Here is a 26,295-nt window from a genome sequence, read left to right on the forward strand (position 1 = left end):
TAATAATAAAATACCTAGCGATTCCTATATATAAAAAAACAGATCGCTTTTATAATAGAAAAATCTATCAATTCAGTCAAAGCAATACAAATCCAAGGGGTAAATATGCAAGATAATCATTTCTCTGCTTGGTTGGCTACCACTGCATTAGGCGGTGCAAATCAGTCCTATGTAGAAGACATTTATGAACAATATTTAGAAGATCCGAACAGCGTAGATGAAAGCTGGCATGAAATTTTCAAAACGTTGCCAAAAACCACCGCACTTGAACAACCCCATTCCCAGGTTAAAGATTATTTCCGTAAGTTAGCACGACAACATCATTTAGGCGAAGTTCCGGCTATTGATCCGGAAGCCAGTGGAAAACTGGTGCGTTTGTTGCAATGGGTGAATGCCCACCGTTTCCGCGGACATTTGGAAGCTAATTTGGATCCGCTGAATTATTATCGTTGGAAACGCTCTTATGTGTTGGCGGAATTGGATTATCATTATCACGGTTTTACCGATGCGGATTTAGACGAAACCTTTAACATTAAGCGTTATGTTTTTGATAAAGAAACCATGACCTTAGGCGAATTAGCCGTCGCATTGAAAGAAACCTATTGCGGCACAATCGGTTTGGAATTTATGCACGTGTCTAATATCGATCAACGCCGTTGGTTGCAACGCAAAATTGAAAGTTGGCAGACACAACCGCACTTTACTCCGCAAGAAAAATTGAATTTGCTTAAAGAACTTACTGCGGCGGACGGTCTTGAGCGTTATCTGGGGGCGAAGTTCCCCGGTGCGAAACGTTTCTCTTTAGAAGGTTCCGATGCTTTTATTCCGATGATGAAAGAAATCATCCGCCATGGTGCCAAACAAGGCGTGAATGATGTGGTGATTGGTATGGCACACCGCGGTCGTTTAAATATGTTGGTAAACGTATTAGGTAAAAAACCGGCAGAATTATTTGATGAATTTGCAGGCAAACACAGTGGCGACCGTACCGGCGATGTAAAATATCACCAAGGTTTTTCATCAGATTTTGCCACAGACAGCGGCACGGTGCATTTATCTTTAGCTTTTAATCCGTCACATTTAGAAATTGTCAGTCCGGTGGTAATCGGTTCAGTGCGTGCCCGTCAGACCCGTACCAATGATGAAACCCGTCAAAAAGTCTTAGCCGTTACCGTGCACGGTGATTCCGCGGTGGCAGGACAAGGCGTGGTGCAGGAAACATTAAATATGTCCGGTGCACGGGGCTACACCGTCGGCGGCAGTATCCGCATTGTGATTAATAACCAAATCGGTTTTACCACATCTAACCCGAATGATACCCGTTCTACGGAATACTGTACGGATATTGCTAAAATGATTCAAGCGCCGATCATTCACGTCAACGGCGACGATCCGGAAGCCGTTGCCTTTGCCGCTCGAATGGCTGTGGAATACCGCACGTTATTCAAACAAGATATTTTCATTGATTTAATTTCTTATCGTCGTCATGGACATAATGAAGCGGACGAACCGTTAGCCACTCAGCCGATGATGTACAGCTTAATCAAAAAACATCCGACACCGCGTAAAGTGTATGCGGATCGTTTGATTGCCGAAGGCACAATGACTGCCGAACAAGAAACGGAAATGATTAATTTCTACCGCGATGCGTTGGATAAAGGTGACCGAGTAGTCGAAGAATATCGTGATATTGATATGGAAAAAGTTGATTGGGTGAAATACCTTGAACATGATTGGCAATCGCCTTATGAAAACTGTTTTGACACGGAACGCTTCGCAGCATTAGCTCGTCGTGTGAGCGAATATCCGGAAAACCACCGCCCGCATCCGCGTGTCGAAAAAATTTACAGCGACCGCAAAGCAATGGCACAAGGCAATAAATTGCTGGATTGGGGGATGGCAGAAACAATGGCTTATGCCACGTTGTTAGATGTGGGCATTCCAATCCGTTTATCCGGCGAAGATGCGGGGCGGGGGACGTTTTTCCATCGTCACGCGGTTGTGCATAGTCAAAATGACGGAACGGGATATATTCCATTAAATAATCTGCATGCACAGCAAGGTCAATTTGAAGTGTGGGATTCCGTGTTATCGGAAGAAGCCGTGTTGGCATTTGAATACGGCTATGCCGTTACCGATCCGAAAACCTTGACCATCTGGGAAGCTCAGTTTGGTGATTTTGCCAACGGTGCACAAATTGTGATCGACCAATTTATCAGTTCCGGCGAGCAAAAATGGGGTAGAATGTGTGGTTTGGTAATGTTGTTGCCGCACGGCTATGAAGGTCAAGGGCCGGAACACTCATCCGCCCGCGTTGAACGTTATCTGCAGCTTTGTGCGGAACAAAACATTCAGGTATGTATTCCAAGTACGCCGGCACAGGTTTACCATATGCTACGCCGTCAGGCATTGCGGAAAATGCGTCGTCCGTTAGTAGCGATTTCACCGAAATCCCTCTTACGTCACCCGCTTGCAGTGTCGCCGCTAGATGCTTTAATTAACGGTCAATTCCAAAATGTGATTGGCGAGATCGACGAGCTGGATCCGAAACAAGTTAAGCGGGTCGTGATGTGTTCCGGTAAAGTGTATTATGATTTGCTTGAACAACGCCGGCAGAATAATCAAATTGATGTAGCCATTATCCGTTTGGAACAGCTTTATCCTTATCCGCATGATGATGTGAAAGCGATTCTTGCACCTTATGCACACGTAACCGATTTTGTGTGGTGTCAGGAAGAACCGCTCAATCAAGGGGCATGGTATTGTTCCAAACATAATTTTGAAGTATCGATTCCGGAAAACGCCAAATTGCGTTACGCCGGCCGACCGGCATCCGCATCACCGGCGGTAGGCTATATGTCACTGCATACCAAACAGCAAAATGCTTTGGTAGCTGATGCGTTGACGATTTAATAAAATATTAATAACTGTAAAACTTAGGTGTAACGGTGAAATTTTTTAAAAAATCACCGCACTTTATAAATATAGGAAAACAATATGAGCATACAAATTTTAGTTCCGGATTTACCAGAGTCCGTTGCTGATGCAACGGTGGCAACTTGGCATAAAAAAGTGGGCGATGCGGTGAAACGTGATGAAGTTATCGTGGAAATCGAAACGGATAAAGTCGTGCTGGAAGTGCCGGCTCAAGCGGATGGTGTGATTGCTGAAATTGCCCAAAGTGAAGGGGCAACGGTAGTTAGTAAACAGCTGTTAGGCGTTTTGCAGGCAGGCGGCGAAGGCGTGATTACCACTGCCGGTGTGCAGAAAAATATTGAACCGACTCCTGCAGATCGTCAAAAAGCCAATATCGAATACGATAATCGTAATGCAGACGATCAAAGCCCGGGTATCCGCCGTTTATTAGCCGAACATAATTTAGACGGTACAGATGTAAAAGGCACAGGTGTAGGCGGACGTATTACCCGTGAAGATGTGCTGAATCATTTAGCTAATGTTGAAAACACGGCTGAAAAAACACAAGAAAAACCAACCGCACTTTCATTTGTAAGTGTGAATAATGCCGTCGCAAACCGCGATGAAAAACGCGTGCCGATGACCCGCCTACGTAAACGTATTGCAGAGCGTTTATTAGAAGCGAAAAATACTACGGCGATGCTCACTACTTTTAATGAAGTGGATATGCAGCCGATTATGCAGTTGCGGGAAAAATATAGCGATCGTTTTGAAAAACAACACGGTGTGCGGTTGGGCTTTATGTCTTTCTATGTGAAAGCTGTGGTGGAAGCCTTGAAACGTTTCCCTGAAATCAACGCATCTATTGACGGCGATGATATTGTGTATCACAACTATTTTGATATTAGTATCGCGGTTTCGACTCCGCGCGGTTTGGTAACCCCGGTGATCCGCAATTGCGATAAACTCAGTATGGCGGAAATCGAGAAAACCATCAAAGAATTGGCGGTGAAAGGTCGTGACGGCAAATTAACCGTGGAAGATCTCACTGGTGGTAATTTCACTATTACCAATGGCGGTGTATTCGGATCTTTAATGTCTACCCCGATTATCAACCCGCCGCAAGCGGCTATTTTAGGGATGCACGCTATTAAAGAGCGCCCGGTTGCTATTGACGGCAAAGTGGAAATCCGTCCGATGATGTATTTGGCCTTGTCTTACGATCACCGCTTAATTGACGGCAAAGAATCCGTGAGTTTTTTGGTAGTGGTGAAAGACTTGTTGGAAGATCCAACACGTTTATTGTTAGAAATTTAAGTTGTTGAAAATTAAAAGAGCGATAAATCTGATGAAAGTTTTGAAACCTACGTTATTGGCTTTTTGTGTGGCATTGTCATTTAATGCAATGGCTACCGTGTCGGCGACATCCACTCAAACATCACAAACGCAAAAACTGCCGGTGATTGAAGCGGAACTGACTGTTGCCCCTCATGTGCCGGCACCTATTACGAGAAATTATCCTGCCCGCGTGTTGGTGAACTTGGAAGTGCAAGAGAAAATTATGCCGATTACCGAAGGTGTAGATTATAAATACTGGACCTTCAACGGTTCAACACCGGGACCGTTTATTCGAGTGCGGGAAGGGGATACGGTGGAAGTGAAGTTGGCGAATCCGCCGACTTCACGCATGCCGCACAGCATTGATTTCCACGCGGTCAGCGGTCAAAACGGCGGTGTGCAGGCCAGTGAAACAATGCCGAATAAAATGACCACTTTTGCCTTTAAAGCAGTGTATCCGGGGTTGTATCTTTATCACTGCGGTTCAACGCCTTCTGCGTCGATCCATTTATCGAAAGGGATGTTCGGCTTAATTTTAGTGGAACCGAAAGAGGGCTTGTCGAAAGCGGATAAAGAATATTTTATCGTGCAAAACGAATTTTATATTAACGAATCCGGTGCGGATCCCCATTCCAGCGTGTCGCAAAAGGTCACGCAAAATAACGAGCGGCTTGTTACTATGGATATGGCAAAAGCAATGGCAGAACAGCCGGATTTTGTCGTATTCAACGGTCATGCAGGTACGTTGCTGGATAATAATGCCCTCAAAGCCAAAGTGGGCGATAAAGTTCGTTTATTCGTCGGTAATGCCGGCCCGAATCTGGCATCATCCTTTCACATTATGGGAAAAGTAATGGATAATGTTCAAGTCGAAGGCGGCAGCGTGCAGAATCATAATGTACAAACCACGTTGATTCCCGCAGGCGGTGCAACCATTATTGATTTGAATATGCAGACACCGGGCAAATATATGTTTGTGGATCACAGCCTGTTCCGCTCAATGAAAGGTGCAATGGGGGAAATTGTGGTGGATGGCGAACCAAACTTAGAATTATTCGAAGGGCGGATTAAAACGGAGCCTTATCAATCATTAATTAAATAGCGACATAAAAATATCCCCCGATAATTCGGGGGATATGTTTATTGGTTATTTCCAATTTTCCCGTTTCGCTTTTTGCAGTTTTGCGTAAGCGGCCAGTAATTTTTGGTGAGCGGTGAATTGTTGCAGATGTTCATCATCAGCCAACAGATCATAAAACGGATTGCCGCCTTGAATAGCATTCCAGGCAAATTCTACCGCACTTTTGCTGTACATACGTTCAAATACTGCACGATATTGTGCCGGGTCACGGTTTTTATCTAAGAATAATTCTAAGGATTGAATCAAGCAACGATAGTAGTTGGCACGATCAGCGGTGAATACGGAACTGTTCATATTCATTGCCCATTCCGCCCATTCTAACGCCAATTCCAATTCACCTAAAGCCAAGCATAGCATTGATTTTAATTCACCGATACGCAAGGTTGTCCAGCCGGATTTTGGTGGTGCAACGACACCGATAAATTCACGTACCCGGATGGCATCATCAATGCCTTGCTCGTCCAATTCGGACAATAATTCCCGATAGGTTTCTTTGTTGTGGTGGAAGTGCGGTAAATCTAACAGAATTTCACGCCAGTCCATCCCCATATTATTATTGGCATAAACCAAATCGTCTGCCGGATAAATATCTGACATTCCCGGCACGATAATACGGCAGGCATACACATCTAAGTGATTGTAATCCATAATGTACACTTCTTTACCTTCCGCATTAAAGATTGACATTAGATTATCGTATTCTTCATGAGTCGTGCCGGAGAAATCCCAATGTACAAAATCATAATCTGCTTGTTTTTTGAATAAATCCCACGAGATCAAACCGCTGGAGTCGATGAAGTGAGTTTCCAAATTAGCGTGTTCTGCCACATCATCATTGTTAAATGATGGCGGTGTGAATACATCCAAATCTTTTAGGCTGCGACCTTGCAATAATTCCGTTACCGTACGCTCAAATGCCACTTGGAAATTCGGATGTGCTCCGAAAGAAGCAAAGCAAGTACCGTTATTTGGATTCAGTAAAATTACACAAATTACCGGATATTTACCGCCCAAGGATGCATCATAAGATAAAATCGGGAAGCCTTCTATTTCCAGTTTATCAATAGATGCCTTGATTGACGGATATTGTGCAATCACATCCGCAGGAATTTCCGGCAGGCTGATGGCTTCGGCGATAATTTTGTTTTTCACATAGCGTTCGAATACTTCCGATAAACCTTGTACGCGGGCTTCGTATTTGGTGTTACCGGCAGACATTCCGTTAGACACATATAAATTGGCGATAACGCTTTGCGGAATATAGGTGACTTCTTGGGTAGACTGGCGAATATAAGGCATTGCCACAATGCCGCGATCGTAATTGCCCGATTGTAAATCCACCAATAATTCCGGTGTGATATCGCCGTTCGGATCGTAATATTCCAATAAATCATCATTTAAAATACCTTCCGGCAGTTGAAAATCGTCGGTAATCGGGAACCATTTTTCGTTTGGATAATGCACGAAATCACCATTCGCAATATCTTGACCGAGATAGAAATCAGAAAAGAAATAGTTGGTGGAAAGACGTTCAAAATATTCGCCCAAAGCAGAGGCCAACGCCGCTTTTTTACTTGCACCTTTGCCGTTAGCAAAACATTGCGGACAATCGGCATCACGCACATGCACCGACCATACATTCGGCACGGGATTGAGCCAAGACGCTTCTTCAATATTAAAGCCAAGTGCGGTCAGTTTTTGTTGAAATTTTGCGATGCTGTCTTCCAATGCCGCATCTTTTCCGAGAATAAAAGTTTGTTCAGTCATTTTTGATCCTTAAAATAAAATATCGCAGGCATAATAGGGAACTTTTTTATTTTGAGCAAGTCTAATATGTTGGTAATTCATAACTTAAAAAGGAAAATATTATGGCATTAGGATGGTATGAACTCAAACAAGCTAAAAACGGTCAGTTTATGTTCAACTTAAAAGCAGCAAACAGCCAGGTTATTTTAACTAGCGAATTGTACAAAACCCGTGCTTCGGCAGAAAACGGCATTGCATCAGTTCAAAAAAACGGTGTTGATGAAAAGAATTTTGAATTTAGAGAAAATAAAAACGGCGAACCGTATTTTATTTTAAAAGCGGCAAACCACCAAGAAATCGGTCGTAGCGAATATTATTCATCTCAGGCAGCCGCTCAAAACGGCGTAAAATCTGTGATGAATAATGCAGCCACAACGACGATTAAAGATATAACAGCCGAATAATTAAGGCGTTTATTCTGAATTTAAGGCGTACACTTGGTACGCCTTTTTATCATTTAATTTCCGCCTCAATCACTTCAATATCGACATTGGAATGTAAGCCTCTTGGTAACGCCGAACCTTTTCTCCCGCGTTCAGCACGGAATTTTTGTAGATCTTCCGGTTTTAAGGTGATTTTTCGTTTGCCGGAATGGAATACCAAGCTAGCGTTTTCGGAAATCAGTAACAATTTAGCCAATAATTCCGTGCGGGCTTTTGCGGCAGCCGCAGGAATAGTGACGATTTTATTGCCTTTACCTTTGCTGAGTGCCGGTAAATCTGCCACAGGGAAAATCAACATTCTGCCCGCAGAGGTAATGGCCACTAAAAGTGCGGTGGAATTTTCGATTTTTTGGATTGGTAAGGCTTTAGCATTTTCAGGCAAACTTAACACGGCTTTACCGGCTTTATTGCGAGCGATCAAATCTTCAAATTTGCCGATAAAACCGTAGCCCGCATCGGAAGCAAACAGCAACGGTTGGTTTTCACTTTCCATTAACACTTGTTCTACTGTTGCACCGGCAGGTAAGGTGAGTTTTCCGGTTAATGGTTCACCTTGCGAACGGGCAGAGGGCAGACTCAGTGGATCTAAAGCGTAACTTCTACCTGTACTGTCCATAAATACCACAGGCTGATTGCTCTTGCCGTAAGCGTGCTGCAAGTAGTTATCGCCTGCTTTATAGTTCAAGCCTTTGGCATCAATGTCGTGGCCTTTGGCACAACGTACCCAGCCCATTTCCGATAATATTACGGTTACCGGTTCTGCCGGAGTCATATCACTTTCAGCAATAGCTTTAGCTTCTTCTCGCTCCACAATCGGCGAACGACGCGGACTGGCGTAAGTTTTGGCATCTTGTTGGATCTCTTTTTTGAGCAGCGTATTCAAACGGCGTTCTGAACCTAAAATCTGTTCCAAATTCAACCGCTCTTCTTCCAGTTTATCTTTTTCCGCTTGCAGTTCATGTTCTTCCAATTTAGCTAAATGACGCAAACGCAGGTTCAAAATAGCTTCAGCTTGTTCATCCGACAAATTAAAACGAGCCATTAACATAGGTTTTGGTTCGTCTTCGTTGCGGATAATATGGATCACTTCATCAATATTTAAGAAAGCAATCATCAAACCTTCTAAAATATGTAGTCGAGATAATACTTTATCTAAACGATAACGCAAACGGCGAGTAACCGTGGTGCGGCGGAAAGTTAGCCATTCTGCGAGAATTTGCAATAGGTTTTTGACTGCCGGTTTGTTATCAAGACCAATCATATTCATATTGATACGATAGTTTTTTTCCAAATCTGTGGAAGCAAATAAATGGCTCATCAGCGCATCGGTATCCACACGGTTGGAACGCGGTACGATAACCAAACGGGTCGGGTTGTCCTGATCGGATTCGTCACGGATATCTTCTACCATCGGCAGTTTTTTATTGTTCAGCATATCGCCCAGTTGAGCCATAATTTTAGACGGTGAAGCCTGATGCGGGAATGCAGTGATCACAATTTCGCCGTCTTCTTTTTTCCACACCGCACGCATTTTGATAGAGCCGCGGCCGGTTTCATAAATTTTTTGAATTTCGGTTTTCGGAGAGATAATTTCTGCTTCCGTCGGATAGTCCGGACCTTGTACGATATTCAGTATATCGCTTAACGTGGCATTAGGATTATCCAATAACTTCACGGCAGCATCAGCCATTTCGTTGATGTTATGCGGCGGAATATCCGTTGCCATACCCACTGCAATACCGGTTGTACCGTTGAGTAAAATATGCGGCAGGCGGGCAGGTAGATATTGCGGTTCTTCTAATGTTCCGTCGAAGTTCGGTTGATAATCCACCGTGCCTTGTCCGAGTTCTGTAAGCAGAATTTCGGAAATTTTAGACAGGCGGGATTCCGTATAACGCATGGCGGCGAAAGATTTAGGATCATCCGGTGCTCCCCAGTTGCCTTGTCCGTCAACTAACGGATAGCGATAAGAGAAAGGCTGTGCCATCAGTACCATGGCTTCATAGCAGGCACTATCGCCGTGCGGGTGGAATTTACCCAATACGTCCCCCACGGTACGGGCGGATTTTTTGTATTTCGCACTGGCATTTAAACCGAGCTCGGACATAGCATAGACAATGCGGCGTTGCACAGGTTTCAAGCCGTCGCCGATAAAAGGTAATGCTCTGTCCATGATGACATACATAGAGTAGTTGAGATAAGCACTTTCGGTAAAAGTGCGAAGCGGCATTTGTTCAACGCCGTCGTAGGTTATTTTGTTTTCCATTTTTTCGTCAATATCTTATTAATTTAACGTTATTGTATATTTTACTAAACTTGCTGCAATCAGCCACATCACAATGCCGATGATGAAATCCAACACCTGCCATACAAACGGACGTCGGAAAAGTGGAATTAGCAATCGTGCGCCGTAGGCTAAACTTAAAAACCATAAGGCGGAAGTGAGCAGGCCACCGATTAGAAACAGTATTTTGTCCGATTGGCTCAATGTCCCGGCGATACTGCCGAGAATCATCACGGTATCAATATAAACGTGCGGGTTCAGCAAGGTGACGGCTAAAGTCAGCAACACAGCTTTAAGTGCGGTCTGTTTTGACTGAGAATTATCCATCGCCAGCACACTTTTGCCGCGATAAGCGGAAATAAAAGAACGCAAACCATACACAAACAAAAATACCGCACCGACAATCGCCAATACCAATGATGCCGTTGGGTTACTGCTGATGAGCGACCCCATACCCAACACACCGATGCTCATCAGCACAAAATCGCATAAAAAACAGGTCAATGCGATTAAAAATGTATTCTGTTTCAATAACCCCTGCTTCAATACAAACGCATTTTGCGCTCCAATGGCAACAATCAACCCGCTAGTCACTAAAAAACCTTGAAGTATGGTTTCCATTTATTTTTCTCTTTAAAATTGAATAATATATTGAAATCTTTTAATATGTTTTAGCTGTTTACTAAGAGGCATCGATTATGTTAAAACATTTTCACCTTACAACCTCACAATATCCTTGATGAAAAAGTTGATATTAAAAGTGCACCGGTATTATTAATTTCATGTTCGTCGAAAAGAAGTATGCTTACTACCGTCAGGCGAAACGGACTAAACCGCCAATTCCAGCTGATCGCCTTTTGCCTGTAACCAATTTTTACGATCTTCCGAACGCTTCTTGGCTAGCAACATATCCATCAGTTCAAAGGTTTCTTGATTTTCATCCTGATCCGGCTCAAACGTTAACTGCACCAAACGACGCGTATTCGGATCCATTGTCGTCTCACGTAACTGCGGTGAATTCATCTCGCCCAAACCTTTAAAACGCTGTACATTTGGCTTGCCCCGTTTAGATTTCAAACGCTCCAAAATACCTTCTTTCTCGCCTTCGTCTAGCGCATAAAAAACTTCTTTACCTAAATCAATACGGTATAACGGCGGCATTGCCACAAAAACGTGACCTTCTTGCACCAATTTCGGGAAATGACGCAAAAACAATGCACACAGTAACGTCGCAATATGCAGACCGTCGGAATCTGCATCGGCGAGAATACAAACTTTACCATAACGCAACTGGCTCAAATCATCACTGTCGGGGTCGATCCCTAAAGCGACGGCAATATTATGAACTTCTTCCGAACCCAATACTTGTTCGGAACTCACTTCCCAAGTATTTAAAATCTTACCACGCAACGGCAAAATTGCTTGATATTCACGGTCGCGAGCCTGTTTTGCCGAACCGCCCGCAGAATCACCTTCCACTAAAAACAGCTCTGTGCGTTCCAAATCTTGTTGGGTACAATCCGCTAATTTGCCCGGCAGAGCAGGGCCGCTGACTAATTTTTTACGTACTACTTTTTTTGCTGCACGCAAACGACGTTGAGCGGAACTGATGGCCATTTCTGCCAACTGTTCGGCCAGTTGCACGTTTTGGTTTAACCATAATCCGAAAGCATCTTTCACAACGCCGGAAATAAACACCGCACTTTGACGGGATGATAAACGCTCTTTGGTTTGTCCGGCAAATTGCGGATCCTGCATTTTGAGAGATAACACATAAGCACAGCGATCCCAAATGTCATCGGCGGTAAGTTTTACGCCGCGCGGCAATAAATTGCGAAATTCACAAAATTCCCGCATTGCATCAAGCAAACCTTGGCGTAAACCGTTCACGTGCGTACCGCCTAATGGGGTCGGGATTAAATTCACATAGCTTTCTGCGGTTAATTCGCCGCCTTCCGTCAGCCAGCACAACGCCCAGCTGACTTCTTCCGTATCGCCTTTAAATTCGCCGATAAACGGCGTTTCCGGTAAGGTAGTAAAGCCTTGAACGGATTCGGTTAAATAATCGGACAAACCGTCTTGGTACAGCCAACTTTCCTCGGTGTTATTAACTTTATCAATGAATTTGATTTCCAAACCCGGACAAAGCACCGCTTTGGCACGTAATAAATGCCGCAAGCGGGTAACGGAAAAATTCACCGAGTCAAAATATTTCGGGTTTGGGTGAAAATGGACGGTAGTGCCCGTATTGCGGCGGCCGCAAGTGCCGATGACTTCTAATTCTTTAGTTTTTTCACCGTTGGAAAAGGCGATTTCGTGAATTTGCCCGTCGCGTTTTACGGTAACTTTTACCATGTCCGATAAAGCATTTACTACGGAAATCCCCACACCGTGCAAGCCGCCGGAGAAAGAGTAGTTTTTATTGGAGAATTTACCACCGGCGTGCAGTTTGGTGAGAATTAATTCCACTCCGGATATTTTTTCCACCGGGTGAATATCGACCGGCATACCACGGCCGTTATCGATCACTTCAAGGGATTGATCAGGATATAAAATCACATCAATTTTAGTGGCGAAGCCCGCCAAGGCTTCATCCACACTGTTATCGATGACTTCCTGACCTAAGTGGTTCGGACGGGTGGTGTCGGTGTACATCCCTGGTCGTTGCTGAACAGGTTCTAAGCCTTTTAATACGGTTAAATCTTGAGCTTGATAATTGGTTGACATAGTGTTATTTACAGTAAAATCGAATAAACAAAATTTCTGGAAGTATATCGTTTTTTGCTTTAAAAGTCAGGTGATTTTGGCTAATGATGGGATGAAGTGCGGTGAATTTCGGCAGAATTTTAGCTAATCCTGCTATAACGAAAAACAGTTCTTGTTGCCAACTGATTTTTTCGGATAAATCAACCGCAGCACTAAAAACCGATAGTAAAACGGATAATCAATATTTCCAATGGTGTGAAATCGAGCAAAAGCACTTTGTATTAAATGATAATTATTAATAATGTTTTTATTAAATTAATAATGCGATAAAAAAGAGTAAGGATACAACCATTTCGATTAAGCCGATTTGTTTGACTGATAATTTTTGCCGTGGCAACCAATAAGCTCGAATCAATGCAATAATAAATGCCCCCGTTAACCACCAATGTTGTAATGCTGCACACAGCAACAGGCAGGCAACATGAAACAGCAATGAAACATAATAATATTTCGGGTTTTTCCGTTCACGCATACTGGATTTTACATACAATGTCGTACCGATGAAAAATAATGACGGGTAAAGTGCAATATTGATCGCATGAAGATCCAGCGGATGATTAAATTCATAAGCCATAATTCCGGCGATGGCGAAAATCGCAATGCCGGCAAAATCATTGAGTAAATTACGCTCATCTTTTTTCTTTACAAAATAAATTGAAAGGGCACTAAAAGGCAACATGGCGACAATGGCATAAACGGTTTGCCAATGATAGAGGAAAACCGGTACAGAAAATACCGCACTTGCAATGCCGTAGATGAATGTCCATTTTTGATATTTTGCTAAATTTTTGCCTTTGAACAGGCTGAAAAACGGGTAAGTGAATAAGTATAACGAGCACCAAGCTAATAAAAGAAATATATCCTGCCAAATAAGTGAACGGGAAAGCATACCGTATAAAAAAGGCAATAGTGCCATCACAATGGCGCCGTGCTGATTGGATATTAATAATTTCATTGATTGTCCTTAATCGTAAATGTCGCAAATAGCGGATTATGATCCGAAGATTCGGTATTTGTTGTCGTGGCTACTTTAATATTTAAACCGCGAACGTAAATATGATCTAACGGATGGGATAAAAATTGCAAGCGATAATCGGCGGTAAATTGGACTTCCTGCAAATTATTTTTAGTCGTTAAATCATTAAGCAATTCAATTCTGCCATCATTCCAAGAATTAAAATCACCGGCCAGAATAATCGGGCCCTTATGTTGGCTGATTTGATTAATCATCGGAGTAAGCTGATTTTTGTAGTTGGTCGGTGTCCATTCGAAATTGACTAAATGCAAATTAACTATCAGTAAAGATTCTCCGTTGGTTAAAGGATAGGCTGCGGCAACACCCACTTTTGGAATGATAATCCAAGGTTCTTGTTCCGAACCGGCACAGAAATAATGAGGGGCGGTTTTGGATAATAAATTAACACCGGATTCGCGTTTTCGATAAGAAAATGCGGACACATAAATTGATGTAGGAAAATTTATAAGCTGCTGAATATTCTGTTGATTCGTCACTTCTTGCAACAATAAAAAATCGGCTTTTTCAGCATATTGCCGTAATGCGGATTGCCAACCCGGATCACTGCCTTTGTGAATATTCCACACAACAATATTAAATTCTTGTGATGTAAATGGCGAAACTGATTTATCTGTTTGATAACATTGAAAAGAATCTGATGATTTGTTTATAGTATAATCTAGTGACGTTGTGACTTTTGCTGGTGAAAATAACGAAATAGAAAAGTAAAGATAACCGATTACCGATAATAGTACCGCCAAAAGTGCGGTTAAAAATAAAGGAATTTTACGCATTTTTGTGTATTTCCGGATTTATGCCTTTATAAAGAAATGAAGTTTACTTATACTACACATCATTTCCAAAAGCTCAAAATTAATTAAGGTCATTTTATGAGCATTTACACCTATATTTGCTTTTTATCCGCCATGGCGATTTTGCTTGCGTTTATTACTCGTAAAATCAATGACAGAATTCAATCTACCATTGCCATTACCGCTTCTGCGATGATTGGTTCGATGTTGCTATTGATTCTGGGATATTTCAATCTGTTCAACTTAGATGATATTGCGACTAATGTAATGAAGCAGCTCGATTTCAAAAGTTTTTTATTAAACGGGATTCTGGGTTTCTTATTATTTGCGGGAGCATTAGGTATTAAGTTGCCGGTGATGAAAGATCAAAAATGGGAAATCACCACTTTTGCTCTCTTTTCAACCTTAGCCTCCTCATTTATTGTCGGATTGTTAATTTATTTTGTGGCAAATTTGCTTGGAATGGGCATTGATTTTATTTATTGTTTATTATTCGGTGCTTTAATTTCACCTACCGACCCGATTGCCGTATTGGCGATTATTAAAAATTTACGGGCACCGAAACGCCTTTCAATGCAGGTGGAAGGGGAGTCTTTATTTAATGACGGTGTAGGTTTAGTCGTTTTTATTACCGTTTTGACCGTTGCATTTAGCGGTCAAGAACCGACTTTTGGTCGTATTATCAGTTTGTTTTTACATGAAGCCGTAGGCGGTATTTTATTCGGTTTGGTATTGGGCTTCGTGGCTCATGTGCTTATTTCCAATACGGATGACGGTAGTTTGGAGATTTTATTAACTTTAACCGTGCCGACCGCAGGTTTTATGCTTGCCGGTTTATTACACGTTTCTGGTGCATTAGCGATGGTGGTTGCGGGGATTATGGTGGGAAACTGGACTCGTCAAAAAGGCTTTTCCGAACAAAGCCAGCGTTATCTCGATCATTTCTGGGAAATGATTGATCATTTTTTAAATTCATTACTGTTTTTCCTCATCGGTTTTGCTTTATTGTTGGTGGATTTCACTTTCAAAGGCTTTATTTTAATGTTATTAGCCATTCCTATTTGTTTGGCGGCACGTTATATCAGCTTATGGATTCCGTTCCAAGCAATGCAGCGTTTTAGAACCTATAACCCTTATACTTTGAAAATATTGACTTGGGGCGGATTACGCGGCGGTTTATCAATGGCAATGGCATTATCCGTTCCAAGCGGTGCTGCCTTTATCGGCGACGGTACGGATGTGCGGGATTTACTGTTGGTCGTAACCTATGCGGTGGTCATGTTCTCGATTCTGGTGCAAGGCATTACTATTGAACCGATGATTCAAAAATCAAAAACCGTCGATCCGAATCGTGAAGAATATCTACGAAGCAGTGAACAAGTGGAAAAATCATCACATTAGTGGCTGAGAAGTAACAAAATAGAATTACGTTATGAATTTGACAGAACAACAAATACTCGCTTTTGATCATCAACATATTTGGCATCCTTATTCGTCTATCGGATCAAAGATGCCGATGTATACCGTAGAACGTGCGGACGGTGTGATTATTACTTTAAAAAACGGCCAAAAACTTATTGACGGAATGTCTTCTTGGTGGGCGGCGTTACACGGTTATAATCATCCCCGTTTAAATGCCGCAGCAACCGCACAATTAAGTCAAATGAGCCATATTATGTTCGGCGGTTTTACTCATGATCCGGCAGTGAAATTGGCACAAAATCTCACCGCACTTTTACCGCAAGCTCTGGATAAAATCTTTTTTGCCGATAGTGGTTCCGTTGCGGTGGAAGTCGCGATGAAAATGGCGATTCAATATCAACAGGCCAAAGGGGAATTTTCCCGCTATAAATTTGCTACTATCCGTTCCGGCTACCACGGTGATACATGGCACGCAATGTCAGTGTGCGATCCGGTTACCGGAATGCATAATTTATTTTCCCAAAGTCTGCCTATTCAATATTTTCTTCCGCAACCCGGAGTCAAATTTCATCAACAATGGGATGATAACGCTATTCAACCTCTGGCGGATTTGTTAGCTCAAAAGCATCAAGAAATTGCAGCATTGATTTTAGAACCCATCGTTCAAGGGGCGGGAGGAATGTATTTTTATTCGCCTGCTTATTTAGTGAAAGCGAAAGCCTTATGCGAACAATACGGAGTGTTGCTGATTTTTGATGAAATTGCCACGGGATTTGGTCGCACAGGAAAATTATTTGCCTTAGAACACGCAGATGTTGTACCGGATATTATTTGTTTAGGCAAAGCCCTAACCGGCGGTTATCTGACGTTGTCTGCCACGATTACTACCGCCCATATTGCCGAAACCATTTGTTCCGGTGAAGCCAAATGTTTTATGCACGGGCCGACTTTTATGGCGAATCCGCTGGCTTGTGCCATCGCCAATGAATCCATTAATCTTTTATTGGAAAGCCAATGGCAACAGAAAGTCAAACAAATTGAGCAACAACTGACACAGGAACTGCAACCTGCCGGTTCGTTTCATTGTGTGAAAGAAGTACGGGTGTTGGGTGCCATCGGTGTGATTGAAATGCAGCAACCGGTGAATATTGCAAGTTTGCAGCCGCGTTTTGTGGAACAGGGAATTTGGGTACGACCGTTTAGTCATTTAGTGTATATTATGCCGCCGTTTATTATTGAACCCGAACAGCTTTCTTTGCTGACCAAAGGATTAATCACAGCAATTAAGGACGAATATAATGAATAAAGATTTTGCCGATTATCTGATCGAACTTAATGCTATCGGGCAATGTCGTTCAATTCCGACGCTAAATCACCAAGGAAAATATATTGAACGTAACGGACAATCAATGTTGAATATGTCTTCCAACGATTATCTGGGATTGGCAAATGACCACGCATTACGCCGACAATTCTTACAAAAATACGGCGAAAATCTACCGCACTTCACTTCATCTTCTTCACGGTTATTAACCGGTTCATTTCCCGTTTATGATGACTTGGAAAAATTAATTGCACATCGTTTTCAGCGGGAAGCCGCATTGTTGTTCAACAGCGGTTATCACGCCAATATCGGCATTTTGCCCGCTTTAGCGGATAAACAAACACTCATCGTGGCAGACAAATTAGTTCACGCCAGTATGATTGACGGTATTCGTTTAAGCGGTTGTGAATTTCAACGCTATCGTCATAACGATTATGAACATTTACGGCAAATTTTGCAGAAAAATCACCGCACTTTTAAGCGTATGATTATTGTCACCGAAAGCCTTTTCAGTATGGACGGTGATATGTGCGATCTGAAAAAATTGGTGGAATTTAAACAACATTTTGGCAATGTAATGCTTTATGTGGATGAAGCCCACGCTATCGGTGCCTGCGGTGAAAGCGGATTAGGCATTGCCGAACAACAAAATTGCATTGAACAAATTGATCTGTTAGTGGGAACATTCGGTAAAGCCTTGGCATCAATGGGAGCTTATGTGGTGTGTGATGCCATTCTCAGAGATTATTTGATTAATAAAATGCGACCATTGATTTTTTCAACGGCGTTACCGCCTTTTAATGTGGCTTGGAGTTATTTTTTATTCGAACGTTTACCGCAACTGGGCGAACAACGTCGTCATTTGACCGCTTTAAGCGAACATTTGCGTTCTGTTTTAAGCGAACGGTTACAATGCAAAATGCCGAGCGAAAGTTATATTGTGCCTTACATTTTAGGGGATAATCAAAAAACGGTGGAAAAAGCACTGGCTTTGCAACGGCAAGGTTATTATTGTTTGCCGATCCGCCCGCCCACAGTGCCGCACGGTACATCAAGGATTCGTTTATCTTTAACCGCAGACATGACATTTGACGAACTGAATAGCTTTATTGCCGTATTATTGGAAAATCATTTATGAAAACAAAACTGATCTCATCTCAACAACCTGATTTAATCGTCTATTTTGCCGGCTGGGGCACACCGGTGAGTGCGGTGGAACACTTGGCATTACCGCAAGGTTATGATTTATTGCTTTGTTATGACTATCGGAATTTAGATTTAGCCTTTGATTTTTTAGCTTATGAGCATATCCGATTAGTGGCTTGGTCAATGGGTGTTTGGGTTGCCGAACAGACGATGACAAAATTACCGCTACTTTCGGCTACGGCGATTAATGGTACGGCATTGCCTTGTGACGATCAATTCGGTATTCCAAAAGCAATTTTTGAAGGTACATTAAGCGGTTTAAATGCGGTAACCCGCACTAAATTTGAACGCAGAATGTGCGGTGATAAACAAAATTTCACCCAATATCAACAGCTTAACGGACAACGTTCGGATGAGGAAATTCTCTCGGAATTAACCGCACTTTATGGCTTTTTGCAAAAACATAACGAAACGGACAAAATACAATGGACAAAAGCTATTATCGGCTTACAGGATCGTATTTTTCCGGCGGAAAACCAACAGGCATATTGGACCAATCGAACAGTAATTTCACCGGTGGATAAAGCCCATTATCTGCTTGCAGAATATCATTGCTGGGAACAATTATTTTGAGAAACACAATGAGCTTCGTTGATAAAAAATATGTGAAACAGAGATTTTCATCCGCCTTAACTCATTATGATCATCAGGCTATCGTGCAAAAACAGATCAACACTCGACTATGTGAATTACTCACCGATACGCAACAGAGCCATTTTGCCGAAGTATTGGAAATCGGTTGCGGCACGGGGGATTTAACCCGCTTATTAATACAACATTTTACTGTGCAACAATGGGCGATTAATGATCTTTGTCAGACGGAAGCATTTATTACGCCTTTGTTGGACGGTCAATCTTTCCGATTTTATTGCGGTGATGCAGAGCATTTATTACTGGAACAACAATTTGATCTTATTGCAGCGGCTTCGGCGATCCAATGGTTTCATCATAAACAAACCTTTTTACAATGGTGTGCGGCACATTTAAAGGAAAAGGGATTATTGCTATTTAATGTGTTTTCGCCAAAAAATTTATTTGAAATCAAAACATTGACCGGAATCGGATTAGATTATCCGAGTATTGAACTATGGGAAATGTGGTTAAATAAAAATTTTGATATTTTACATCTTTCACAACAGGATATTATTTTATCTTTTTCTTCTCCCATGGCGGTGTTGCAGCATCTCAAACAAAGCGGAGTAACGGCAACCCATCAGCAGCAATGGACAAAAGGAAAGTTGAAAGCGTTCTGTGAAAATTACGAAAAAAACTACCGCACTTCCCATGAGCAGGACGGGCAATATTCATTAACGTATTCGCCTATATTCTGTTTGGCACGCAAGAAAAATGAGCATTAATATGAATGATAATATTATTTTTATTTCCGGCATTGATACGGATGTAGGAAAAACCATTGCCACCGGGCTTTATGCCAAAAAACTGATGAATCAAGGCTTTTCGGTGATTACCCAAAAGATTATTCAAACAGGCTGCCAACAGCTTGCGGAAGATCTATTGGTACATCGTCGTTTACAAGGCATTGAACCGACGGACGAAGATAAACAAGGTCTAACCAGTCCTTATGTGTTCGCTTATCCTTGTTCGCCGCACTTGGCAGCGAAGTTGGAAAATCGTGAAATATCTGTAGAAATTATGCAAAAAACCACCGCACTTTTAGCGGAAAAATATGATTATGTGCTTATTGAAGGTGCGGGAGGGCTGTGTGTGCCTTATGATGAACGGCATACAATGCTGGATTACGTGCAATCACAAGGTTATCCGATTATTCTTGTTACATCAGGTAAATTAGGCAGCATTAATCATACTTTATTGAGCTTGGAATTATGTAAAATCCGCCGCATTGCAGTAAAGGCGGTGTTATACAACCAATATCCCCAAACTGATTGCCTCATCGCCCGAGAAACAGAAAATTATTTACGAAATTATTTATTGCGAGAATTTCCAAATACAACATTTGAAATCGTAGAACAGATAAATGTATAGCAACTTAAATCGTTTTATGGTCTAATAAACGGAATTTTCTTATTAATAACAATGTAAGGTTAAAAATGAGCTGGATTGAAAAAATTTTTAGCAGAAACCCGATTTCAAGCTCTCGCAGAGCGAATGTGCCGGAAGGGGTTTGGACAAAATGTACCTCTTGCGAACAAGTATTATATCGTGATGAATTGACCCGTAATTTGGAAGTTTGTCCGAAATGTGGTCATCATATGCGTATTGATGCTCGCGAACGTTTATTAAGCTTATTGGATGCAGAAAGTGCGGTGGAATTAAATTCAGATTTAGAGCCGCAAGATATCTTAAAATTCAAAGATTTGAAAAAATATAAAGATCGTATCACCGCAGCTCAAAAACAAACCGGTGAAAAAGATGCCTTAGTGAGTTTTATCGGTACATTATACGGTATGAAAGTAGTGGTTGCCGCATCAAACTTTGCATTTATGGGCGGTTCAATGGGGTCTGTGGTGGGGGCGAAATTTGTGAAAGCAGCGGAACGTGCAATGGATGAAAATTGTCCGTTTATTTGTTTCTCTGCCAGCGGCGGTGCCCGTATGCAGGAGGCTTTATTCTCATTAATGCAAATGGCAAAAACCAGTGCCGTGTTAGCTAAAATGAAAGAGCTGGGCGTACCGTTTGTTTCTGTGTTGACGGATCCGACATTAGGCGGCGTATCAGCCAGCTTTGCCATGCTGGGCGATATTAATATTGCCGAACCGAAAGCGTTGATCGGTTTCGCAGGTCCGCGAGTTATCGAACAAACCGTGCGTGAAAAATTACCGGAAGGTTTCCAACGTGCCGAGTTTTTATTGGAACACGGTGCTATCGATATGATCGTAAAACGTTCGGATATGCGTCAAAAACTGGCCAGCATATTAAGTAAATTAACTAACCAACCGTCACCTTTTGTTGAGCCGGAAGTTGTTGAACAAGTTGATGAAGTTGAACAGGCAGAACAACCGACAGCGTAAATAAATATTATGCAAAACAATCAATTAAAAGCCACTTCGCCACTTGCAGAGTGGCTTTCTTACTTAGAAAACAGTCATTTCAAAGCTATTGATTTAGGTTTGGAACGGGTAAAAACCGTTGCTCAAGAATTGGATTTATTACGCCCTGCACCGTTGGTGATTACGGTGGGCGGCACCAATGGCAAAGGCACAACCTGTCGTTTGCTGGAAACCTTATTACTCAATGCAGGCTTGCGGGTGGGCGTGTATTCATCGCCCCATTTAATTCGTTATAACGAACGTGTACGTATTCAAAATCAGGAATTAGCGGACAGTGAACATACCGCTTCATTTGCGTTTATCGAACAGCATAAAAGCCAATCGCTGACGTATTTTGAATATTCCACTTTGTCTGCACTGCATTTGTTTAAGCGGGCAAAATTAGATGTAGGGATTTTGGAAGTGGGTTTAGGCGGCCGTTTGGATGCCACCAATATTGTGGATGCGGATATTGCGGTGATCACCGGTATTGATATTGATCATGTGGATTTTCTCGGTTCGGATCGCAATCGGATTGCTTTTGAAAAAGCCGGAATTTTTCGTGCGGGTAAACCGGCCGTTATCGGTGAACCTAATATTCCGCCTGCCATGTTACAGCACGCCGAGCAGTTGCACTGTGTCATCTCCTGCTGTAATCAGGACTGGCAATTTAGCAAATCGGGCGAATATTGGCAGTGGCAGAATAAGCGGGTTCGGTTAGAAAATCTACCGCTTTGTCGGATTCCATTAGCCAATGCCGCAACCGCCTTAGCGGTATTGCCGTATCTGCCTTTTGATATTTCATCGGAGATTATTCATCAGTCTTTACAACAAGTGGAACTGACCGGGCGTTTTCAGCAATTAAGGGGAGAGCAGTTGGTAAAATTGGGGAATCCGGCACAGCTGCCGCAAATGATTATTGATGTAGGGCATAATCCTCATGCGGCACGTTATTTGGCGGAAAAACTGACCGCACTTAAACCGAGTATAAAAGGTAAGATCATTACAGTATGCGGTATTTTAAAAGATAAAGATGCGAACGGTGTATTATCGCCTTTATTGCCGATTATTGATCATTGGCATTGTGTCACATTAAATGGCTATCGCGGCCAGTCAGGACTGGAATTGCTGAAAACATTACAGGGTTTGGCTCAGTCAACGGTTTCAGCTCAAGCCGAAGATTCCGTACAAGCGGGAGTACAAAGTGCAGTGCAAAATGCCGATAAAAATGATTTAATTCTAGTATTCGGTTCATTTCATACCGTGGGTGAATTTTTGCAGATGTTATAGGTAAAATATGCATAATCAAGTTAAACAATATTTAAACCAGTTGCAGCAGGCAATGCAGGAAACGACATTATGGCAAACCATTCCGCCGAAAGAAGAAGCCTTTTTTAGCCAAGAACCTTTTGCAATCGACCATATGACGGTAAATGAATGGCTGCAATGGATTTTTATTCCGAGAATGACGGCATTATGTGAGGCAAAACAACCGCTGCCGCAACAAATTGCCATTACACCTTATGTGGAAGAAGCATTAAAAGAGTTTGAGCATCTGACGAAAATACTGGCTCCGTTAAATGAAATAGAGCGGTTGTTACAAGAGACATAAATTGCCTATGGTTTCACCCTCGGCAAAAATCATTATGAATACATTAGAAATTCTTTACCAAGATCAATATCTCGTTACCGTCAATAAACCCGCCGGAATGTTAGTTCACCGTAGCTGGCTGGATCGACACGAAACCCAATTTGTCATGCAAACCCTGCGGGATCAAATCGGGCAGTTGGTGTATCCCATTCACCGATTAGACAGACCGACATCCGGCGTTTTGTTATTTGCCCTAGATTCACAAACGGCTAACTTAATGTGCGGTCAATTTGAACAAAAAATCGTAGAAAAATCCTATTTAGCCGTAGTGCGTGGTTATTTACAAGGTGCTGAACGCATTGATTACCCATTGAAAGTGAAGCCGGATAAAATCGCTGATAAATTTTCCACAGAAAAGGGACCGCAAAATGCGGTAACGGATTATCAAGGCTTGCAGATTGTTGAAATGCCGTATCCTATGGGAAAATTCCAAACCAATCGTTATTCTTTAGTGCGGTTAATTCCGCAAACCGGTCGTAAACATCAATTACGCCGTCATATGAAGCATATCTTTCACCCGATTTTAGGTGATACCCAATATGGCGATTTACATCAAAATCGTTTATTGGCAGAAAAAACAGGTTGCACGAGATTAATGCTACACGCCGACAAGCTGGCTTTTGTTCACCCGATCAGCGGTGAAAAAGTGACGATTAAAGCAGGATTAGACGAGCAATGGCAATTATTGTTAAAACAATTTAATTGGAATGTGTAGCCGAAAAGTGCGGTCAATTTTGAGGAAATTTCATAAAATTAAGTGAGTTTTAGCGCAAAATATGGTAAAAATACGTTCTCAAAAAACTGAATTCATAACATCTAATATAGGAAGCAAAATGTCAAATTTACAAGCGATCATTGAAGCTGCATTTGAAAAACGTGCAGATATCACACCAAAAACCGTTGATGCACAAACCCGTGCAGCCATTGAAGAAGTTATCGAAGGCTTAGACAGCGGCAAATACCGCGTAGCAGAAAAAATCGACGGCGAATGGATTACTCATCAATGGTTGAAAAAAGCCGTATTATTATCATTTCGTATCAATGACAACGAAATCATTGATGGAGCAGAAACCAAATATTATGACAAAGTGCCATTGAAATTCGCTGATTACACCGCTGAGCGCTTTAAAGAAGAAGGCTTCCGCGTTGTGCCTTCTGCCACAGTGCGTAAAGGTGCTTATGTGTCCAAAGGTGCGGTATTAATGCCGTCTTATGTGAACATCGGTGCTTATGTAGGCGAAAATACTATGGTTGACACTTGGGCGACCGTAGGTTCTTGCGCACAAATCGGTAAAAACGTTCACTTATCCGGCGGTGTGGGTATCGGCGGCGTATTAGAACCGTTACAAGCTAACCCGACCATTATCGGTGACAACTGTTTTATCGGTGCTCGTTCTGAAGTGGTTGAAGGCGTAATCGTAGAAGACGGCTGTGTTATCTCAATGGGCGTATTTATCGGTCAATCCACTAAAATTTACGACCGCGAAACCGGTGAAGTATTCTACGGACGCGTACCGGCAGGATCTGTTGTTGTTTCCGGTTCATTACCGTCAAAAGACGGCAAGTACAGCTTATACTGTGCAGTAATCGTGAAAAAAGTGGATGCCAAAACTTTAGGTAAAGTTGGAATTAACGAACTTTTAAGAACTATTGACGAATAATCTTGTCAAATAGTGCAGAAAATAAGATCCGTATTTTCGGATCTTATTTTTGGTAAATTTTTGTAAAAATTATTTATTTGCTCAAAAATTTTATACAAAATGGTGAACCACGCAAACAAGCGTATCAAATTATTTAGGAGATCCTATGAAAAAGACATTATTAGCAACTTTAGTATTAAGTGCAGCATTAGGTTTAGCTGCTTGTGATCAAGCAAAAGAAACTGCAACTCAGGCAAAAGATGCGGCAGTTCAAACGGCAACCGATGCAAAAGATTCTACAGTACAAGCAGCAAAAGATACTAAAGAAGCTGTAACTTCAGCAGCATCTGAAATGAAAGATGCAGCGGTTCAAAAAGCCACTGAAGTTAAAGATACTGTCGTTGAAAAAGCAGTAGAAATGAAAGATGCCGCTAAAGAACAAGTAAGTGCGGTTGCAGAAGCTGCAAAAGAAAAAATGTCTTCGGTTTCTGAAGCGGTTTCTAACAAAGCTGCAGAAATGAAAGATGCAGTTTCCGGCACAGCAAGCGATGCTAAAGATGCAGCGGCAGAAAAAGCAGCCTCAGCAGCTGAAGCGGTTTCTGACAAAGCAGCAGAAATGAAAGATGCAGCAGCAGAAAAAGCGGCATCAGCAGCTGAAGCAGTTTCTGACAAAGCAACTGAAATGAAAGAAGCTGTTCAATCTAAATAATTAGATTCATTGATTAAACAGTACAAAGTCCCGGATTATCCGGGATTTTGTGTTTCAATAAGGTCAGCAAGTTTAGGTATTTATGGAATTAATGGCACGATTCTGGGAGCATAAATCCTTGACAGATATGAATGATGCCGAGTGGGAAGCCCTGTGTGACGGTTGCGGAAAATGTTGCTATCGTAAGTTTATTGAAGGTCGCGGCAAACGTGAACGACTGTATTACACGAGAATCGCTTGCAATTTATTAAATTTGGAAACAGGAAAGTGCGGTCATTATTCTCAGCGTTTTCAATTAGAGGATGATTGCACTAAACTCACTAAAAGAAATTTACCGGATTTTGTTTGGTTACCGAAAACCTGTGCGTATCGCTTGTTGTATGAAGGTAAACAGTTATTTGATTGGCACCCGTTAATATCTGGCAATTCCGCTTCGGTAAAATTAGCAGGGGTATTAATCGAAAATGGTATTCACGAAAAAGATGTAATTGATTGGTTTGAATTTGTGATTGACGAACATTAAAAACGGCACTTGTATTTAAGTGCCGTTTGCCTATTAATCCCAAGAAATCTTTAAAGGTGTAATGGACAAAATAGTTGTTGAAATGTCCATTACACGTTCATGTGGACAAAATAGTTGCTAATATGTAAAAGATCAGACTTGATCTGACAAATCACTATAAAAAGTGAGAGTTTCCCGTTTAGAATATGAGTGTCAAAATTCAATCTAAACAAAAAAGGAAACTCTCATGTTTTATTCTAACAACCCTCTCATTAAACACAAGACCGGTTTATTAAATTTAGCAGAAGAATT

General features: G+C 41.9%; 23 protein-coding genes. 17 read left to right on the forward strand and 6 right to left on the reverse strand.

All coding sequences use genetic code 11. From position 1 onward, the window contains the following. Positions 1–105 precede the first annotated feature (105 nt). The 3 genes from sucA to nirK all read left to right on the forward strand — a co-directional run bounded on the left by sucA (position 106) and on the right by nirK (position 5,356). Positions 106–2,913 (forward strand): 2-oxoglutarate dehydrogenase E1 component, encoded by a 2,808-nt coding sequence (sucA, locus tag EDC44_RS07880; protein WP_131977088.1) that lies wholly within the window; start codon positions 106–108, stop codon positions 2,911–2,913. Positions 2,914–2,997: 84 nt separating this feature from the next. Then, entirely contained in the window at positions 2,998–4,233 is a 1,236-nt protein-coding gene (gene odhB, locus EDC44_RS07885) for a 2-oxoglutarate dehydrogenase complex dihydrolipoyllysine-residue succinyltransferase (RefSeq protein ID WP_131977090.1), read from the forward strand. A 40-nt stretch (positions 4,234–4,273) separates the two neighbouring features. Continuing rightward, positions 4,274–5,356, forward strand: a complete 1,083-nt coding sequence (nirK, locus tag EDC44_RS07890; protein WP_424276105.1) for a copper-containing nitrite reductase — start codon at positions 4,274–4,276, stop codon at positions 5,354–5,356. Positions 5,357–5,401: 45 nt separating this feature from the next. On the opposite strand, the gene ycaO is transcribed toward nirK, so the two are convergent. Next, positions 5,402–7,162 carry a 30S ribosomal protein S12 methylthiotransferase accessory factor YcaO gene (gene ycaO / locus EDC44_RS07895; protein WP_131977092.1) on the reverse strand — a complete coding sequence of 587 codons (1,761 nt, stop codon included), beginning with the start codon at positions 7,160–7,162 and terminating at the stop codon, positions 5,402–5,404. Between the two features lie 101 nt (positions 7,163–7,263). Between ycaO and EDC44_RS07900 the strand changes: the two genes are divergently transcribed. Further along, positions 7,264–7,605: a YegP family protein gene (locus tag EDC44_RS07900; RefSeq protein WP_131977094.1), complete on the forward strand. Its 342-nt coding sequence runs from the start codon at positions 7,264–7,266 to the stop codon at positions 7,603–7,605. A 49-nt stretch (positions 7,606–7,654) separates the two neighbouring features. Here EDC44_RS07900 and parC read toward each other — a convergent pair whose 3' ends face one another. The 5 genes from parC to EDC44_RS07925 form a co-directional block, all read right to left on the reverse strand. Further along, positions 7,655–9,910: a DNA topoisomerase IV subunit A gene (gene parC / locus EDC44_RS07905; protein ID WP_131977096.1), complete on the reverse strand. Its 2,256-nt coding sequence runs from the start codon at positions 9,908–9,910 to the stop codon at positions 7,655–7,657. Between the two features lie 18 nt (positions 9,911–9,928). Then, positions 9,929–10,549 (reverse strand): LysE/ArgO family amino acid transporter, encoded by a 621-nt coding sequence (locus tag EDC44_RS07910; protein WP_131977098.1) that lies wholly within the window; start codon positions 10,547–10,549, stop codon positions 9,929–9,931. A 207-nt stretch (positions 10,550–10,756) separates the two neighbouring features. Continuing rightward, positions 10,757–12,655, reverse strand: a complete 1,899-nt coding sequence (gene parE, locus EDC44_RS07915; protein ID WP_131977100.1) for a DNA topoisomerase IV subunit B — start codon at positions 12,653–12,655, stop codon at positions 10,757–10,759. 289 nt (positions 12,656–12,944) lie between these two features. Further along, positions 12,945–13,649 carry a YwiC-like family protein gene (locus EDC44_RS07920; RefSeq protein ID WP_131977102.1) on the reverse strand — a complete coding sequence of 235 codons (705 nt, stop codon included), beginning with the start codon at positions 13,647–13,649 and terminating at the stop codon, positions 12,945–12,947. Further along, complete coding sequence (locus EDC44_RS07925; RefSeq protein ID WP_131977104.1) at positions 13,646–14,503, reverse strand: endonuclease/exonuclease/phosphatase family protein; 858 nt, start codon at positions 14,501–14,503, stop codon at positions 13,646–13,648. Before EDC44_RS07925 ends, EDC44_RS07920 begins: the two co-directional genes overlap by 4 nt. 96 nt (positions 14,504–14,599) lie before the next feature. Between EDC44_RS07925 and EDC44_RS07930 the strand changes: the two genes are divergently transcribed. From EDC44_RS07930 to EDC44_RS07990, 13 genes are all read left to right on the forward strand, one after another. Next, on the forward strand, positions 14,600–15,922 hold the full coding sequence (locus EDC44_RS07930; protein WP_131977106.1) for a cation:proton antiporter: 1,323 nt from the start codon (positions 14,600–14,602) through the stop codon (positions 15,920–15,922). Positions 15,923–15,959: 37 nt separating this feature from the next. After that, positions 15,960–17,249, forward strand: coding sequence for an adenosylmethionine--8-amino-7-oxononanoate transaminase (gene bioA, locus EDC44_RS07935; RefSeq protein ID WP_165870244.1), 1,290 nt, complete (start codon positions 15,960–15,962; stop codon positions 17,247–17,249). Then, on the forward strand, positions 17,242–18,405 hold the full coding sequence (locus EDC44_RS07940; RefSeq protein WP_131977110.1) for an 8-amino-7-oxononanoate synthase: 1,164 nt from the start codon (positions 17,242–17,244) through the stop codon (positions 18,403–18,405). The genes bioA and EDC44_RS07940 overlap by 8 nt, the downstream gene beginning before the upstream one ends. Further along, positions 18,402–19,046 (forward strand): pimeloyl-ACP methyl esterase BioG family protein, encoded by a 645-nt coding sequence (locus EDC44_RS07945; protein ID WP_131977112.1) that lies wholly within the window; start codon positions 18,402–18,404, stop codon positions 19,044–19,046. Before EDC44_RS07940 ends, EDC44_RS07945 begins: the two co-directional genes overlap by 4 nt. Before the next feature lie 8 nt (positions 19,047–19,054). Beyond that, positions 19,055–19,831 (forward strand): malonyl-ACP O-methyltransferase BioC, encoded by a 777-nt coding sequence (bioC, locus tag EDC44_RS07950; RefSeq protein ID WP_131977114.1) that lies wholly within the window; start codon positions 19,055–19,057, stop codon positions 19,829–19,831. A gap of 1 nt (position 19,832) precedes the next feature. Beyond that, complete coding sequence (bioD, locus tag EDC44_RS07955; RefSeq protein WP_131977117.1) at positions 19,833–20,477, forward strand: dethiobiotin synthase; 645 nt, start codon at positions 19,833–19,835, stop codon at positions 20,475–20,477. Positions 20,478–20,542: 65 nt separating this feature from the next. Further along, complete coding sequence (accD, locus tag EDC44_RS07960; RefSeq protein WP_131977119.1) at positions 20,543–21,463, forward strand: acetyl-CoA carboxylase, carboxyltransferase subunit beta; 921 nt, start codon at positions 20,543–20,545, stop codon at positions 21,461–21,463. A gap of 9 nt (positions 21,464–21,472) precedes the next feature. After that, positions 21,473–22,771 (forward strand): bifunctional tetrahydrofolate synthase/dihydrofolate synthase, encoded by a 1,299-nt coding sequence (gene folC, locus EDC44_RS07965; RefSeq protein ID WP_131977121.1) that lies wholly within the window; start codon positions 21,473–21,475, stop codon positions 22,769–22,771. Positions 22,772–22,778: 7 nt separating this feature from the next. Next, a complete protein-coding gene (locus EDC44_RS07970) occupies positions 22,779–23,093 on the forward strand; it encodes a YqcC family protein (RefSeq protein ID WP_131977123.1) in 315 nt (104 codons plus the stop codon). A gap of 34 nt (positions 23,094–23,127) precedes the next feature. After that, positions 23,128–23,847, forward strand: coding sequence for a tRNA pseudouridine(65) synthase TruC (gene truC / locus EDC44_RS07975; protein WP_131977125.1), 720 nt, complete (start codon positions 23,128–23,130; stop codon positions 23,845–23,847). Between the two features lie 118 nt (positions 23,848–23,965). Then, entirely contained in the window at positions 23,966–24,793 is an 828-nt protein-coding gene (gene dapD / locus EDC44_RS07980) for a 2,3,4,5-tetrahydropyridine-2,6-dicarboxylate N-succinyltransferase (RefSeq protein WP_131977127.1), read from the forward strand. A gap of 145 nt (positions 24,794–24,938) precedes the next feature. Then, positions 24,939–25,481, forward strand: coding sequence for a hypothetical protein (locus tag EDC44_RS07985; RefSeq protein ID WP_131977129.1), 543 nt, complete (start codon positions 24,939–24,941; stop codon positions 25,479–25,481). 82 nt (positions 25,482–25,563) lie between these two features. Next, the gene (locus tag EDC44_RS07990) at positions 25,564–26,004 is read left to right on the forward strand and encodes a YcgN family cysteine cluster protein (RefSeq protein ID WP_131977131.1); all 441 of its coding nucleotides are present in this window, start codon (positions 25,564–25,566) and stop codon (positions 26,002–26,004) included. Positions 26,005–26,295 lie beyond the last annotated feature (291 nt).

This window comes from Cricetibacter osteomyelitidis (assembly GCF_004340985.1).
Taxonomy (GTDB): domain Bacteria; phylum Pseudomonadota; class Gammaproteobacteria; order Enterobacterales; family Pasteurellaceae; genus Cricetibacter; species Cricetibacter osteomyelitidis.